We start from the raw sequence: 14722 nt of genomic DNA on the forward strand, positions 1-14722 counted from the left end.
GAAAGCAAGAAGTTTTTCAACTCTTTCTTCCCCTCGAAAACCCCGGAAACCCAGTCCCCAAGGCCCCGCAGGCCGGCCCGTTTCCGAGCGAGGCAGCCCTATACGGGCAGCCCTTTTTCGCAGCAAGAAGAATCGTCGGGATTCTCGAAAAAACTGGCAACACAACGGTCGTCAAACCGTCACACGCCGGCAGCCGCCCCCGCTTCAGCCGGCGATATAGGAACGCAGGCTGTCGGCCTCCTGGGCGTGTTCGGCGATCTGACACTTCACCACGTCGCCGATGGAGATGACGCCGACCAGGCGTTCGCCCTCCAGCACCGGCAGATGCCGGATGCGCCGGTCGGTCATCCGGCTCATCAGGGCCGACATCTCTTCCTTGGGTTCGGCGAAGATCACCTTGGCCGTCATATATTCGGCGACCGGCCGGTTGAGAGCGGCGGCCCCGTCCGCCGCCAGGGCGCGCACCACGTCCCGTTCGGAGAAGACGCCCGCGACCCGGTCGCCGTCACAGACGACCAGGGCGCCGACCCGTCTCTCCTCCAGCGCTGCGCAGGCGTCGGCCACGGTCCGCTCCGGCGCGATGGAGAAGACGGCGTTTCCCTTGGTCTTGAGGATTTCGGCGACGAACATCGCGGCTCCTTCTCTGGCGATAGAGAAGCGACCGCAGGGCCGGGATGGCGACAGGGCCGCATCTGCGCCGGATGATCGCTCAACCCGGCGGCAGAGGCAAACCGGGGATCAGCCGTGAGCGGGCCGGCGCTCCACCCCGCGGCCGAACGCACGCGCCAAGGGGCCTATGGCCAGAATGCCGACGACGAAACCGACCGCATGGGCCTCCCAAGCGATGCCCGCCCCGTCCGCGCCGGGCGCAAAGCCGATCAGTCCGGTCAGAGCGTTGACGCCCATCCAGGCCAGAGAGGCGGTGACCACTCGTCTATCGGTCAGCGCCAGCACGCCGCCGCCGGGCGGCACGCCCATCAGCCGCGTCGCCGCCCCGATCAGGCCGAACACCGCCCCCGACGCCCCGACCATAGGCGCGCCAGATCCCCAGTGGATCAGCCCATAACCCAGCGTCGCCAGCACGCCGCACGCCACATAGAAGAGCAGGAACACCATCGGCCCGATCCGATCCCCCAACAGTCGGGCGACCGGCGCGCCAAAGGCCAGGGCGCCGACGGCGTTCATCCAGGCGTGGGCCCACCCGCCGTGCAGCAACATGGCGGTCAGCAGCCCGCTCCACCTCCCCTCTTCCAGATCGACGGGGGCGAAGGCCATGCTCATGCCCATGTCGGGCAGGTCGCGCTGAAAGAGATAGAGCAAGGGGATCGAAGCGGCGATCAGCAGCGCGACCAGCGGCACATTGAACAGGGGCTCGCGCGGCGGCCTTACGGGCGGGGGAGCTTCGAATCGACCGGGCGCGTCTGACATGAGCCACAGATGCGCAAGGGATTTCGCGACATCAAGCGCTTCTTAATAACCTTAATGCAAGGGTCCGATGCGGATCGCCGAACGGGGGTCCGTCGTCTGTCTGCGCGAGGAACCGACCAGTGCCCGTCAAGAGGCTCTCCCTAACCACCGCCGTCATGGCCGTCGCGGCCCTGGCCAGCGTTCCGGCCGTCGCGCAATCGAACGGCTCGGGCGGCGCATCCCGCTTTCAGCAAGGCTATGGCGGCGCCCGTTCGGCGGCCACCAACGCCACGACGGGCTCGACCCGCGACGCCAACGGCAATCGCCTGATCGTCAACGGCATCATCCAGTCCGGCGCCTCTTCCTATTCCAGCCAGTCCGGCGGGGTCGCCTCGGCCTATGCGGGCGCGGGCTCGTCCAACCACGGCGGCACGGCCATCGGCGGCTCCACCGCCATCGGCAACCAGTTGAACGTGGTGGTTCAGGGCAACCGCAACACCGTGATCGTCAATTCGAACCAGACCAACACCGGCGCCGTCAACGCCGGCACGGCCCTGAACGGGAACATCAACCTGCCATGAGCCGTCGCCATCTGATCAAGGGAGGGGCCGCAGCCTCCGCCGCCGCCCTTCTGCTGGCCGGCTGCGTCAGCCCGGTCGCCGGGCCGTCGGGCCAGTACGCCACCCCCATCGGCAATGCGCCGGTGACGGCCAATCCGACGCCCTATTCGGCCGCCCTCTATTGCCTGGCCGACTACGCCCGTCGCTACAACCTGCCCTCGCCGCGCATGGCCGTGGGTCGCATCAGCGACTACACCGGCACCGTCTCGGCCGACGGCGGGCGCCAGATCACCGGCGGCGCCTCGCTGATGGCCAACTCGGCCCTCGCCAAGGCCGGCGCGCGCATCGTCGAACGCTACGACACCTCGGTTTCCGAGCTTGAGCTGCGCTACGCCAACAACAAGCTGATCGGCGACAATGCGCCGGACGCCCAGGGCCCGGAAGACACCCAGTACCGCCGCATCCTGGCCGGTCAGGTGCCGGGCTCGGACTTCTACGTGGTCGGCGGCATCACCGAGGTGAACTACAACATCCGCTCCGGCGGCATCGACATCGGCCAGGGCGAGGTGGATTCCGCCCGTCCCGGCTCGACCATGCTGAACCACCGCGTCTATGTGATGAACATCGCCATGGACCTGCGCCTGGTGCAGACCACCACGCTGGAGGTGGTGGATGTCGTCTCCTATCAGAAGCAGATCATCGGCCGCGAGATTTCGGCCGGCGTCTTCGACTTCCTGAACGGAAACGTCTTCGACATCTCGGCCGGGACCGGCGGGATGGAGCCGGTGCAACTGGCCGTCCGCGCCCTGGTCGAACGCGCCACGGTCGAATTCATGGCCAACCTCTATGGGGCGCCCGGCCCCGAAATCTGCCTCAACCCCGCCAACGATCCCCTCGGCGGCTCAACCGTCGGTCCTACCGGCGGCTATTACCCGGCCTATCCCACACAGGAGACGAACAATGGCCAGACCCGCGCCGATCCGTCTCGCTGGCATGATGGCCGCGACGGCGACGTTCGCCGCACTCGCCACTGAGGCGAGCGCACAGCAGACCCCGGCCTGCGATCCCGCTCTGGGCGAGGCCTGTTTCAGCCGCCAGACCCAGTCCGGCGACGTCACGGGCCAGGTCGATCTGAACCTGACGGTCGATCAGCTGACCGTCACCACCAGCGCCCAGGGCAATTCCCTCGCGGGCGGGGTGACGGCTGCGTCCGCCGGCTTGGTGTCGCGCCAGACCATGACGGGCTCGGCGCGGGCTGGCGGCAATGTCGCTCTGAATGGCGCAGCGGACGGCCAGGTCAGCGTGACCACACAGGCGCGCGGCAACTATCTGGGCGTCACGACCAACGGCGCGACCTTCGCCGTGGACGCCGCTCAATCGACCACGGGCGCCGAGGTTCGCGCCCAGACCGTCGTGCGCGCTCCGACCGGCCGAATGCTGCAAGGCGGCTTCGCCTCCAGCGCCGCGACCGCCAACACCGTGGCCATGGGCGGCCCCTCCTCGTCCCTGACCGGCGTCATCGACCAGCGCGCCCAGACCACCGTCTTTTCCGAGACGGTCGCGGATGTGCAGTACATCCCCGCCCCCGCGGTCTTCGCCGCCCAGTCGGCGGCCAATGTCGTCCAGACCAACACCACCGGCGCCTCGCACCAGGATCTGGCGGTGCGCCAGTCCAACGCCCCTTCTACCGTCGAGGCCCGCACCGACGTCTATGTCGACAACGCCTGGGATCTGACGACCAGCGCCAACGCCGGCGCCAATCAGGCGATCATGACCAACGCCGGCGGCTCCATGCTGGCTAACGTGGATCAGTCCAACGCGGGGCGGGTTCGCTCGGACGCGCGCGTCCAGACCAACCTGCAGGGCCAGACCGTGTTGGGGGCCCACAGCGTCGCCAACGAGACGGTCGCCGGCAACAACGACATCTATCTGAAGCTGGACAACACCCAGCTGAACACCGGCGGGGTCGAGGCGACCGCCACCTATGTCGGCGTCAACGGCTATGACGCCTATGTCGGCGCCGATGCCGTCGGCAATGCGGTGACGGGCTACGCCTGCTCGCAATGCGGCGGCGACGTCAACATCACCAACACCCAGACCAACAGCGGCAATGTGACCGCCAACGCCAACGCCACGGTCGCCTCCGGCCGCACAGCCGTCGTCGGCGCCAACGCCGTGGGCAACACCGCCACCTTCTACATCAGCCGTCCGGGCGGCTAGGCTGCCGCCGTCCTGTCGCCGGCCGCGCTGCCGACGAACGGCCTGACAACCGCCATCCCCTGATCGACATACAGCGCCTTTTCGCCGACGGGCGCGACATAGTGGATCGCTTCGCGCGCATCCTGCTCGCCGGCCAGCCGCGCAATGATCCATGCGGCCAGATACTGCGACGCCAGACATCCGCCCGCCGTAGCGACATTGCCGTGCGCCATGAAGGGCGCGTCGATCACCGTCACGCCCGCCTCCACGACCCAGGGCTTGGTCGTCAGGTCGGTGCAGGCGGGCAGGTCGCCGATCAGCCCCAACCGCGCCAGCAAAAGCGTGCCCGAACATTGGGCGCCCACCAACTGACGCTTGGGATTCAGCCGGATCGACGCCAACAAGTCCGCGTCTTCCGCAATCTCGCGCGTCTTGATCCCGCTGCCGATCAGCACGGCGTCGGCGGTCTCAGCAAAACGCATCGGCTGCTGGCGCCGGATCGTCACGCCGTTCATGGAGGTCACTTCGTCCGTCGGCGAGGTGATTTGGGCGGACCAACCCCTAGCCCTCATCCGGTTGAGAATCCCGGCCGCAATGAAGGAATCGAGTTCGTTGAATCCGTCGAAGGTCAGAATCGCAATCTTCATCCCTACGTCCCGATAGCGGCGCCCCGGCGTCGTTTGGCGAGTAAGACCGTCAGCCTAGCCGATACATCGACGTTTCGCAGCCGGTTTTCAGCCTGCGGCAACCATCCCCCCGAAGGCGCTTGCCGCCTGCCGCGCCCTCCCCTACTCCAGATATCGTCGCGCCATCGGGGGTTGCGGTTTCGGAGTGATTCCATGCGTTCTGCGCGTCGCCTGCTGCTCGTCGCGGCTTCCGGCCTGGCCCTGTCGGCCGGCCTCGTCTCCATCGCCAATGCGCAAAGCGCGGCGCCCGTCGCCGGCTCGACCGCCCAGGTCGCGCCTTCGAACCCTTGGGCCCAGGCGGCCAGCGACATCCCGGCCGACCCCGCCGTCCGCTACGGCCTGCTGCCGAACGGGATGCGCTACGCCCTGCTGAAGAATGCGACCCCGCCCGGTCAGGCGTCGTTCCGCCTGCGCATCGACGCGGGCTCGCTGATGGAGCGCGACGACCAGAAGGGTCTGGCCCACTTCATGGAGCACATGGCCTTCAACGGCACCAAGGACGTGCCCGAGAACGAGATGATGCGGATTCTGGAGCGGCTGGGTCTGGCCTTCGGCGCCGACACCAACGCCTTCACCAGCTTCGACCAGACCGCCTATATGCTGGAGCTGCCGAACACCAAGGACGAGACCGTCGACCCCAGCCTGCACATCCTGCGCGAGATGATGTCGGCGGCCCTGATGGCGCCGGACGCCATCGATTCCGAGCGCGGCGTCATCGTCGGCGAGGAACGCACCCGCGACACGCCGCAGTTCCGCGTGCTGAAGACCCAGCTGGGCCTGCTGGCGCCCGGCCAGCGCCTGTCCCAGCGCCTGCCCATCGGCGACCTGGACGTCATCCGCACCGCGCCGCGTCAACGGTTCGTCGACTTCTACGACGCCTACTACCGCCCCTCGCGCGCGACCTTCATCGCCGTGGGCGACTTCGACGTGGACGCGATGGAGGCCAAGGTGCGCGCCGCCTTCGCCGACTGGACGCCCAAGGCCCCGGACGGCCCCGAGCCCGATCTGGGCGTCGTGGCGCCCCGCCAGCCCCAGACCAGCATCATCGTCGAACCCGGCATCCAGTCCTCCATCCAGATCAACTGGATCAAGGCCCCCGACCTGAACCCCGACACGGTGGCCGAGCGCGAGGCCGACATCCGTCGCGGCCTGGGCATGGCGGTGCTGAACCGCCGTTTGGGCGAGATCGCCCGCGCCGACAACCCGCCCTTCATCGGGGCCGGCGCCGGCTATCAGTCGCTGTTCGACAGTCTGGACGCCGGCACTCTCTCGGTCGCCTTCAATCCCGGCGGCTGGAAACGCGCGCTGGAAACGGTCGAACAGGAAAGCCGCCGTCTGGCCCAATACGGCGTGACCGAGGCCGAGTTGCAGCGCGAGATCGTCAACACCCGCACCGCGCTTCAGAACGCCGTGGCGTCGGCCGCCACCCGCTCCACCTCGACCCTGGCCTCGGCCCTGCTCAGCGCGGTGAACGACGATCAGGTCTTCAGCGCGCCCCAGACCAATCTGGACCTGTTCAACAAGGCCGTCGACGGCCTGACCGTCGCCCAGGTCGACCAGGCCGCCCGCGCGGTGTTCGAGGGTCAGGGTCCGCTGGTCCTGTTCAGCTCTCCGGTTCCGGTCGAGGGCGGCGAGGCCGCCGTCACCGCCGCGCTGGAGGCGTCGCGCAACACCCCGGTCCAGGCCCGCGCCGCCGAGGCCGAGCTGAAATGGCCCTATGACAGCTTCGGCGCCCCGGCCCAGCCGGCCGCCCGCAGCGAGATCGCCGATCTGGGCGCCACCCTGGTCCGCTTCCCGAACGGCACGCTGCTGAACATCAAGAAGACCGACTTCCGCGCCGATCAGGTTCTGGTCAGCGCCCGGACGGGCCTGGGCGAACTGGGTCTGCCCGCCGACCAGCTGTCGCCCGTGTCGATGGCCAGCACCATCCTGACCGCCGGCGGCCTGGGCAAGCTCAGCCTGGACGAGATGAACCGCGTCCTCAGCGGCCGCACCTACAGCGCCTCGGTCAATCAGGCGACCGACGCCTATGTTTTCTCCGGCGCCACCAAGCCCGCCGACCTGCAGCTGGAGCTTCAGGTTCTGGCCGCCTATCTGACCGATCCGGGCCTGCGCGCCGCGCCGTTCGAACAGACCAAGGCCCTGTTCCCGCAAATCCTGGCCCAGCTGGGCGCCACCCCGCGCGGCGTCTTCCAGCGTGACGCCTCGGGCCTCCTGGCCGGCGGCGACGCGCGTGAAACCACTCCGACCGCCGATCAGGTCGCCGCCATCCAGATCGACGACGTGCGAAACGGGGTCCGTTCGGCCCTGGCCCAGGGTCCGGTGGAGATCACCGTGGTCGGGGACGTGGACATCGACGCGGTCATCGCCGCGGTCGGCGCCACCTTCGGCGCCCTGCCCGCGCGCGGCGCGGCTCCCACGCCGTCCGCCGGTTCGGCCCAGCGCAAGTTCCCCGCCCCCACGACCACGCCGGTCCAGCTGCACCACACCGGCCCGGCCGAACAGGCGCTGGGCTTCGTCGCCTGGCCGACCACCGACCAGGTCCACGACCGCAAGACCGCGCGTCAGCTGTCGATCCTGTCCGACGTGCTGCAACTGCGGCTGAACGACGAGATCCGCGAGAAGCAGGGGCTGGCCTATTCGCCCAGCGCCGGCTCCACCTCGTCGAACGTCTTCCCCGGCTATGGCTATATCGCCGTGACGGCCGAGACGCCGCCGGCGGCCCTGCCCAAACTGTTCGAGACGGTGGACGCCATCGCCGCCGACCTGCGCGACAACCCGGTCGGCGAGGACGAACTGAACCGCGCCCGTCGCCCGGCGGTCGAGCGCATCCGCCGCAACATGGCCGACAACGGCTATTGGCTGACGCAACTGTCCCAGGCCCAGTCCGATCCGGCGGGCCTGGATCAGACGCGCAACCAGCTCTCGACCCTCGAAGCCGTCACCGCCGCCGATCTTCAGGCCCTGGCGCGCCAGTATCTGAAGCCCGACGCCGCCTGGCGCGCCACCGTCACGGCCCAGGGCGCTCAGTAGGTCGAACAAAAAGGCCCCGGCTCGCATCGCGCGGGCCGGGGCCAGTCGTTTCAGGATCGTCGACGAAGAGCCGACGCATCCGATCCTGTCATCCGTCGCCTGAGCGGCGGCTGAACGGGATCGTCAACCCGCCGTTCAGAACACCCGGCCGCCGACGCCGCCGTCCAGGGTGATGGCGCCGGTCAGGACGGTCGCGCTCTCGACCTGTTCCTCGCGGTATTCGGTGTATTCCTCTTCGCGATACATCGTCAGGATCTTGATCCCAGCGCCGTAGCGACGCAGCAGCGAACGCTCGTTGCAGTCCCGCTCGGGCTTCTCGGGCCGGCATTCCAGCTTGCCGCCGTTGCCGAACCACAGGGCCTCGTGCTTGCGGCAGGTCAGGGTCGTGCCGTGGTCGAAGTTCACATTCCCCTCATAGTCCGCCAGCGTCGCCTGCAGCCAGGTTCCGGCCAGGCAGCGATAGATTTCGCCTTCGAATCCGTCGGCGATCTCGCGGTCCGGCCGCACCTGCGATGCGGGGTGCGGCACCTGACGGTCGTCGATGCAGACGGCCTGGATCACGACGCGCTTCATCATGCTGCGGAAGGCGCTGTAGGGGGTGCGCACGGTCTGGGCGACCATGCCCTCGACCGCCAGCCCCTGGATCGTGGTCGGATAGGGCTGATCCACGCTGATGTAGGCCGCGCCTCCGCCCCCGCCATAGGCGCCCGCGAAACCGCCCGCCCGCGCGTTCAGATACGACCGCGCGCCGGCGTTGGCGTAGCCGTTGGCGCCGGCGTTCGCATTGGCGTTCGCGCCGACGTTCACGTTCACATTGACGTTGGTGTTGACGTTGTTGTTCCACTGGTTCCCGCCGGGAACGCATCCGCCGCCGCCGCAGGGCGGCTCGGGCGGAGGGGGCGGTTGGCATGAGGTGCAGGGCGGCGGCTCGCACCCCGACCCGCATTGCGCCAGGGCCGCGCCGGCGCCGGCCGACACGGCCAGACCGGCCGCCAGGCCCAGCATCCATTTCGTGATCCGCAGCCGCATCGGCGGGAACTCCCAAGCGAATATCGTGTCGGCTGAACGAGATGTCGGCCGATCCTGCCGTCACAAAACGGCAAAAGCCTTTCGTTTCCGTTGATGGCGGCGGCGCTTCGGGATGGCGCAATGCCGCATCGGTCTGCTAGACCGCCCGCACAATGACCGTCCGCGTCCTTCTTCGCCTGATTTCGATTAGCCGCCCGGCGTAGCGCTTCCGGGCCATCTGGCCCCGTGCACGCCGGGATCGACAGCCCCACAGCCGCGATACGCGCGACAGGGCGAACAGACCAGCGAACGACAACCTATACGCCGAGACGACCCATGGCCGACGCCCCCGAATCCACCGCCCGCGACTATCGCGACACCGTCTTCCTGCCCGAGACGCCCTTCCCCATGCGCGGCGGCCTGCCGCAGAAGGAGCCCCTGATCCTGGAACAGTGGGGCGACCTTTACGGAACCCTGCGCGCCGAGCGTCAGAAGCAGAACGCGCCCCTCTATGTGCTGCACGACGGCCCGCCCTATGCCAATGGCGACATCCACATCGGCCACGCGCTGAACAAGACGCTGAAGGATTTCGTGGTCCGCAGCCGGTTCCTGCTGGGCTACGACGTCGACTACGTTCCCGGCTGGGACTGCCATGGCCTGCCGATCGAGTGGAAGATCGAGGAACAGTTCCGCGCCAAGGGCCGCCGCAAGGACGAGGTGTCCAAGGACGAGTTCCGCCGCGCCTGCCGCGACTACGCCGGCAAATACATCGACCTGCAGCGCGATCAATTTCACCGCCTGGGTGTCGTCGGAGACTTCGCCAACCGCTACGCCACCATGGACTTCAAGTCCGAGGCGGCCATCGTCGCCGAATTCCACAAGTTCAAGAACTCTGGCCAGCTGTATCGCGGCTCCAAGCCCGTCATGTGGTCGCCGGTCGAACGCACGGCGCTTGCCGACGCCGAGATCGAATACCACGACCATGTTTCTCCCACGATCTGGGTCAAGTTCCCGGTCACGGCCATGTCCGACGACCATCCCGACGACCTCTTGGCCTTCCGCTCCAGCACGCCATCCATCGTCATCTGGACGACCACGCCGTGGACCATCCCGGCCAACCGCGCCATCAGCTATGGCCCCGAGATCGCCTATGGCCTGTATGAGGTCACAGCCATGGAGGAAGGGCTTGAGTTCGCCCCCTGGGCCAAGCCCGGCGACCGCCTGATCCTGGCCGACAAACTGGCCGAGGACGTGTTCAAGGCCGCCAAGATCGCCGCCTGGACCCGCGTCTACGACATCAATCCGTCCGGCCTCGAGACCGCCCACCCGCTGGCGGCGCTGGACAGCGGCTATGGCTTCTCCGTGCCCCTGCTGGCGGGCGATCACGTCACCGACGACGCCGGCACCGGCTTCGTCCACACCGCGCCGGGCCATGGCGCCGACGACTTCGAGGTCTGGAAGGCCCACGGTCATCACGAGGTGCCCGACACCGTCGATCCCGACGGCGCCTATTACGACCATGTCCCCCTGTTCGCGGGCCTGAAAGTCCTCGAAACCGAAGGCAAGAAGACCGGCAAGTTCGGCCCCGCCAACGGCGCGGTGATGGAAAAGCTGATCGAGGCGGGCAACCTGTTGGCGCGCGGCCGGATGGAGCATTCCTATCCGCACTCGTGGCGCTCCAAGGCCCCGATCATCTTCAGGAACACCCCCCAGTGGTTCATCCGCATGGACGAGCCGCTGAAGTCCGGCGACACCCTGCGCGAAACGGCGCTTCAAGCCATCGACGACACCGCCTTCCACCCCGCATCGGGCAAGAACCGCATCCGCTCGATGGTCGAGGGCCGTCCCGACTGGCTGGTCAGCCGCCAGCGCGCCTGGGGCACGCCGCTGGCCATGTATATGGACAAGCAGACCGGCCAGCCCCTGCATGACGCCGAGGTCGACGCCCGCATCGTCGCCGCCATCGCCGAACACGGCGCCGACATCTGGTTCACCGCGCCGGACAGCGACTTCCTGGGCGCCCATGACCCGGCCCGCTACGAGAAGATCGAAGACATTCTGGACGTCTGGTTCGATTCCGGCTCGACTCACGCCTTTACGCTCGACCCGCGCCTGCCCGAGAACGGCTATGTCGGCGATCGTCCCGCACACTGGCCCGCCGACCTCTATCTGGAAGGATCGGACCAGCACCGCGGCTGGTTCCAGTCGTCCCTGCTGGAAGGCTGCGGCACGCGCGGCCGCGCCCCCTACAAGGCGATCCTGACCCACGGCTTCACCCTGGACGAGAACGGCGAGAAACAGTCGAAATCCAGGGGCAACACCACCGATCCCCTGGTGGTCATCAAGGAATCCGGCGCCGACATCCTGCGTCTGTGGGTGGCCCTGGTCGACTATTCCGAGGACCAGCGGATCGGCAAACAGATCCTGCAGACCACGGTCGACGCCTATCGCAAGCTGCGCAACACCGTCCGCTATCTACTGGGCGCCCTGGCCGGCTTCGACGAGGCCGAGCGGCTGACCGACTACGACCAGTTCCCGCCGCTGGAGAAATTCATTCTTCACCGCCTGCACGAACTGGACGCCCATGTGCGTCGGGCCTACGCCGAATACCGCTTCCAGGATGTGGTCCGCCCGGTGCTGGAATTCTGCTCCAACGACCTGTCGGCGCTGTATTTCGACATCAGGAAGGACGCCCTCTACTGCGACCGTCCCGACAGCATCCGCCGTCGCGCCGCCCGCACCGTGATGGACGAGGTCTTCGCCCGCCTGACCGCCTGGCTGGCCCCGCTGACGCCCTTCACCATGGAAGAGGCGTGGACGACCCGGTTCCCCGACGCCGGCACGAACTGCGCGCGGTTGATCCCCGAGACTCCGGCCGAGTGGAGCAACCCGGCCGAGGCCGAGCGTTGGTCCGCGATCAACACCGTCCTCGAAGTGGTCAATGAATCGCTGGAAGCGGCCCGCCGGGAGAAGCTAATCGGCGGCGCCCTGGACGCCTGGCCCGCCGTCACCGGACCCGCCTCGGCCTTCGCGCCGTTCGAAGGTCTGGACGCCGCGGAAATCTTCCGCACCTCGGGCGCCGAACTGGTCGAGGGGGGTGAAGCGATCACGGTCGCGGTCAACCTGGCCGACCACCCCAAATGCGCCCGCTCCTGGCGCCGCGTCCCCGACGTCGGCTCCGACCCCGCCTACCCCGACCTCTCGGCCCGCGACGCCGACGCGGTTCGGCATTGGGACCAGACCCACGCCTGACCGCAGCGACGCCCCCTCGCCGCTTCGGTGGGAGGAGGACCGCGCGGAGCGTGGTGGAGAGGCTCCAGCCCTCCACCACCTCCGCTTCCATTGCGCGAAAGCGCCGCCGCGCGACACTGCGTCATCTTGTCAAACGCGCGTTCGCGCCCCAACTGCAAAGCCTAATCCAAAACCGAGACCCCGCCCGCGACAGGAGCCCTGATGCCGCATGCCGACAGCCTGATTCTCACCCTGGTCGGGGGCTTTGTCCTGGCCTTCGTGTTCGGCATGTTGGCGCATCGGCTCAGACTGTCGCCCCTGGTGGGATATCTGGTCGCGGGCATCGTGGTCGGTCCCTATACGGCGGGCTTCGTCGCCGACACCGAACTGGCGCCGCAACTGGCCGAGATCGGCGTCATCCTGCTGATGTTCGGGGTCGGGCTGCATTTCTCGCCTAAGGATCTGATGCAGGTGCGCAAGGTCGCCATTCCCGGCGCCCTGGTTCAGATCGCGGCGGCCACCGGCCTGGGTTGGGGGCTGGGGCGGTTCGTGCTGGGGCTGGGCGATGTCGAGGCTCTGTTGATGGGCTTCGCCTTGTCGGTCGCCTCCACCGTCGTCCTGCTGCGGGCGCTGGAGGAACGCAAACAGGTCAAGGGCGAGATCGGCCGCATCGCCGTGGGCTGGCTGATCGTCGAGGATCTGGTCATCGTCATCGCCCTGGTCATGCTGCCGATGATCCTGGCGCCGGCGGGCGCCCAGGCGGACCTGGCCGCCCTGGGAACCAACGTCGGCCTGACGCTGGTGAAGGTCGTGCTGTTCGTCGTCGGGATGCTGGTCGTGGGCGGCAAGGTCATTCCCTGGCTTCTGATCCGCATCGCCCACACCAAGTCGCGCGAACTGTTCACCCTGGGCGTTCTGGCCATCGCGCTGGGCATCGCCTGGCTGGCCTATTTCCTGTTCCACTCGTTTGCGCTCGGCGCCTTCCTGGCCGGGCTGGTGATGAACGCCTCGCCCCTGGGTCACAATGCGGCCGAGCGGTCGCTGCCGCTGCGCGACGCCTTCGCCGTCTTGTTCTTCGTGTCGGTGGGGATGCTGTTCGACCCGATGATCCTGGTGCGCCAGCCCTGGGCGGTGCTGGGCGTCCTGGGCATCGTCATCGTGGGCAAGTCGGTCGCCGCCCTGGTCATCGCCAAGGCGTTCAAGCTGGACCGGCCCACGGGCCTGACGGTGGCGGCCTCCCTGGCCCAGATCGGCGAATTCTCCTTCATCCTGGCGGCGCTGGGCGTGTCGCTGGGGGCCATGAGTCGCGAGACCCACGACCTGATCCTGGCCGCCGCCCTGCTGTCGATCTCGTTGAACCCGTTCGTCTTCCTGTTCACCGACCGGATGGGCGGACGGCCCAAGCCCCCGCCGCCTGGCGCCACGCGGCCCGCCGCCGCGGACGGGCCGATCACGGATGCGGTGGCTTCGGCCTGAAGCTCTTTTCGTCGGGGCGGGCCGGGGCTATCGTCGGGGCATGGACATGACCGCTGCAGACCAGGCCGTTCTTCACTATGGCGACGGCGAGTTCGCGGTGCTGAAGCCGGGCCGTTTCGTGCGCTGCGCGGTGACGGACCGGCCGATCCCGCTGGAAATCCTGCGCTACTGGAGCCCCTCGCGCCAGCAGCCCTATTACGGCCCCGCCGAATTCATCGCCGCCCAGATCACCGTTCAGTCGGCGGCGAAATGATCGCCACGCGCCGCGCCGTTCTGGCGGGAGCCGGCGCCGGGCTGATCGCCGGGCCGCTGAGGGCGCAGGATCGCAACGCCCTGCCGTTGGCGCTGAACGGGGCCTGGCGTCAGGGGGGCTATGCGCTGGGCCTCACCGCGCCGGGCGCCCTGGTCTTCGTGGACGGCGAGGCCCTGACCACCGCCTCGGCCGCCGGCCTGTTCGTGATCGGCTTCGACCGCGACGCCGGCCCCGGCGCACGGATCGAGGTCCGGTCGGCCGACGGCGCCCGCTCGGCGCGGCGCGCGCTGGACATCGCCGCCTACGCCTTTCCCTCGACCAGCGTGAACGGCCTGCCGCCCTCGACCGTCGAACCCAGCGACCCGGCGCTCCTGGCCCGCATCCAGCGCGAGATCGCCCTGAAGACCGAGGGCTTCGCCAGCCGGATCGACGCCGACGACTTCAAGGACGGCTTCGTCTGGCCGCTGGACAGCTATCGCGTCTCCAGCGCCTGGGGCGCCCAGCGCATCCTGAACGGCACGCCCGCCCGGCCCCACTACGGGATCGACCTGGCGGCGCCCCAGGGCAGCGTGATCCGCGCCCCCGCCGACGGCCGCATCGCCTTCGTGCGCCCCGACATGCATTTCGAGGGCGGCCTGACCCTGATCGACCACGGCCAGGGGCTGATCACCTGCTATCTGCACCAGTCGCGGCTGGACGTGCGGCAGGGCCAGCGCGTGCGGCGCGGCGATCCGCTGGGCCGCGTCGGCATGACCGGCCGCGCGACGGGGCCGCACCTGTGCTGGCGCATGAAATGGCGCGACCGCAATCTGGACCCGTCGCTGATGGTGGGCGCCCAGGCGCCGAAAACGCTCGCCTGACGAAGGGGC

At 68.4% G+C, this 14722-nt stretch carries 12 protein-coding genes; 8 read left to right on the forward strand and 4 right to left on the reverse strand.

Annotated elements, in window-relative coordinates; translation table 11 throughout:
- Window positions 1-204: 204 nt before the first annotated feature.
- The gene (locus B3Z70_RS00005) at window positions 205-630 is read right to left on the reverse strand and encodes a CBS domain-containing protein (RefSeq protein ID WP_292021622.1); all 426 of its coding nucleotides are present in this window, start codon (window positions 628-630) and stop codon (window positions 205-207) included.
- A 108-nt stretch (window positions 631-738) separates the two neighbouring features.
- Complete coding sequence (locus B3Z70_RS00010; RefSeq protein WP_292044325.1) at window positions 739-1428, reverse strand: rhomboid family intramembrane serine protease; 690 nt, start codon at window positions 1426-1428, stop codon at window positions 739-741.
- Between the two features lie 119 nt (window positions 1429-1547).
- Here B3Z70_RS00010 and hfaA point away from each other — a divergent pair, with 119 nt between their 5' ends.
- The 3 genes from hfaA to hfaD are packed head-to-tail and all read left to right on the forward strand — an operon-like array spanning window position 1548 to window position 4187.
- Window positions 1548-1988, forward strand: coding sequence for a holdfast anchoring protein HfaA (hfaA, locus tag B3Z70_RS00015; protein WP_292021619.1), 441 nt, complete (start codon window positions 1548-1550; stop codon window positions 1986-1988).
- A complete protein-coding gene (gene hfaB, locus B3Z70_RS00020) occupies window positions 1985-3001 on the forward strand; it encodes a holdfast anchoring protein HfaB (RefSeq protein WP_292021618.1) in 1017 nt (338 codons plus the stop codon). Before hfaA ends, hfaB begins: the two co-directional genes overlap by 4 nt.
- Complete coding sequence (hfaD, locus tag B3Z70_RS00025) at window positions 2928-4187, forward strand: holdfast anchor protein HfaD (RefSeq protein ID WP_292021616.1); 1260 nt, start codon at window positions 2928-2930, stop codon at window positions 4185-4187. Before hfaB ends, hfaD begins: the two co-directional genes overlap by 74 nt.
- On the opposite strand, the gene B3Z70_RS00030 is transcribed toward hfaD, so the two are convergent.
- Window positions 4184-4813 (reverse strand): DJ-1/PfpI family protein, encoded by a 630-nt coding sequence (locus B3Z70_RS00030; RefSeq protein ID WP_292021614.1) that lies wholly within the window; start codon window positions 4811-4813, stop codon window positions 4184-4186. The genes hfaD and B3Z70_RS00030 overlap by 4 nt on opposite strands.
- Before the next feature lie 192 nt (window positions 4814-5005).
- Here B3Z70_RS00030 and B3Z70_RS00035 point away from each other — a divergent pair, with 192 nt between their 5' ends.
- Window positions 5006-7885, forward strand: coding sequence for a M16 family metallopeptidase (locus tag B3Z70_RS00035; protein WP_292044326.1), 2880 nt, complete (start codon window positions 5006-5008; stop codon window positions 7883-7885).
- A 135-nt stretch (window positions 7886-8020) separates the two neighbouring features.
- On the opposite strand, the gene B3Z70_RS00040 is transcribed toward B3Z70_RS00035, so the two are convergent.
- Window positions 8021-8914, reverse strand: coding sequence for a hypothetical protein (locus B3Z70_RS00040; RefSeq protein WP_292021520.1), 894 nt, complete (start codon window positions 8912-8914; stop codon window positions 8021-8023).
- A 315-nt stretch (window positions 8915-9229) separates the two neighbouring features.
- On the opposite strand from B3Z70_RS00040, the gene ileS reads away from it, so the two are divergent.
- From ileS to B3Z70_RS00060, 4 genes are all read left to right on the forward strand, one after another.
- Complete coding sequence (ileS, locus tag B3Z70_RS00045; protein ID WP_292021521.1) at window positions 9230-12145, forward strand: isoleucine--tRNA ligase; 2916 nt, start codon at window positions 9230-9232, stop codon at window positions 12143-12145.
- 201 nt (window positions 12146-12346) lie between these two features.
- Window positions 12347-13600, forward strand: coding sequence for a cation:proton antiporter (locus tag B3Z70_RS00050; RefSeq protein WP_292021524.1), 1254 nt, complete (start codon window positions 12347-12349; stop codon window positions 13598-13600).
- Window positions 13601-13640: 40 nt separating this feature from the next.
- Window positions 13641-13853 carry a DUF2093 domain-containing protein gene (locus B3Z70_RS00055; protein WP_292021527.1) on the forward strand — a complete coding sequence of 71 codons (213 nt, stop codon included), beginning with the start codon at window positions 13641-13643 and terminating at the stop codon, window positions 13851-13853.
- Entirely contained in the window at window positions 13850-14713 is an 864-nt protein-coding gene (locus tag B3Z70_RS00060) for a M23 family metallopeptidase (RefSeq protein ID WP_292021530.1), read from the forward strand. The genes B3Z70_RS00055 and B3Z70_RS00060 overlap by 4 nt, the downstream gene beginning before the upstream one ends.
- Window positions 14714-14722 lie beyond the last annotated feature (9 nt).

This window comes from Brevundimonas sp. UBA6550 (assembly GCF_002434505.1).
GTDB lineage: Bacteria > Pseudomonadota > Alphaproteobacteria > Caulobacterales > Caulobacteraceae > Brevundimonas.

Bases quoted from the DNA above. Each gene is read 5' to 3' on its own strand.
- B3Z70_RS00040 (WP_292021520.1), bottom strand. From the start codon at position 8,914: ATGCGGCTGCGGATCACGAAATGGATGCTGGGCCTGGCGGCCGGTCTG.
- B3Z70_RS00005 (WP_292021622.1), bottom strand. From the start codon at position 630: ATGTTCGTCGCCGAAATCCTCAAGACCAAGGGAAACGCCGTCTTCTCC.
- ileS (WP_292021521.1), top strand. From the start codon at position 9,230: ATGGCCGACGCCCCCGAATCCACCGCCCGCGACTATCGCGACACCGTC.
- B3Z70_RS00060 (WP_292021530.1), top strand. From the start codon at position 13,850: ATGATCGCCACGCGCCGCGCCGTTCTGGCGGGAGCCGGCGCCGGGCTG.
- B3Z70_RS00055 (WP_292021527.1), top strand. From the start codon at position 13,641: ATGGACATGACCGCTGCAGACCAGGCCGTTCTTCACTATGGCGACGGC.
- hfaD (WP_292021616.1), top strand. From the start codon at position 2,928: ATGGCCAGACCCGCGCCGATCCGTCTCGCTGGCATGATGGCCGCGACG.
- hfaB (WP_292021618.1), top strand. From the start codon at position 1,985: ATGAGCCGTCGCCATCTGATCAAGGGAGGGGCCGCAGCCTCCGCCGCC.
- B3Z70_RS00035 (WP_292044326.1), top strand. From the start codon at position 5,006: ATGCGTTCTGCGCGTCGCCTGCTGCTCGTCGCGGCTTCCGGCCTGGCC.
- B3Z70_RS00050 (WP_292021524.1), top strand. From the start codon at position 12,347: ATGCCGCATGCCGACAGCCTGATTCTCACCCTGGTCGGGGGCTTTGTC.
- B3Z70_RS00030 (WP_292021614.1), bottom strand. From the start codon at position 4,813: ATGAAGATTGCGATTCTGACCTTCGACGGATTCAACGAACTCGATTCC.
- B3Z70_RS00010 (WP_292044325.1), bottom strand. From the start codon at position 1,428: ATGTCAGACGCGCCCGGTCGATTCGAAGCTCCCCCGCCCGTAAGGCCG.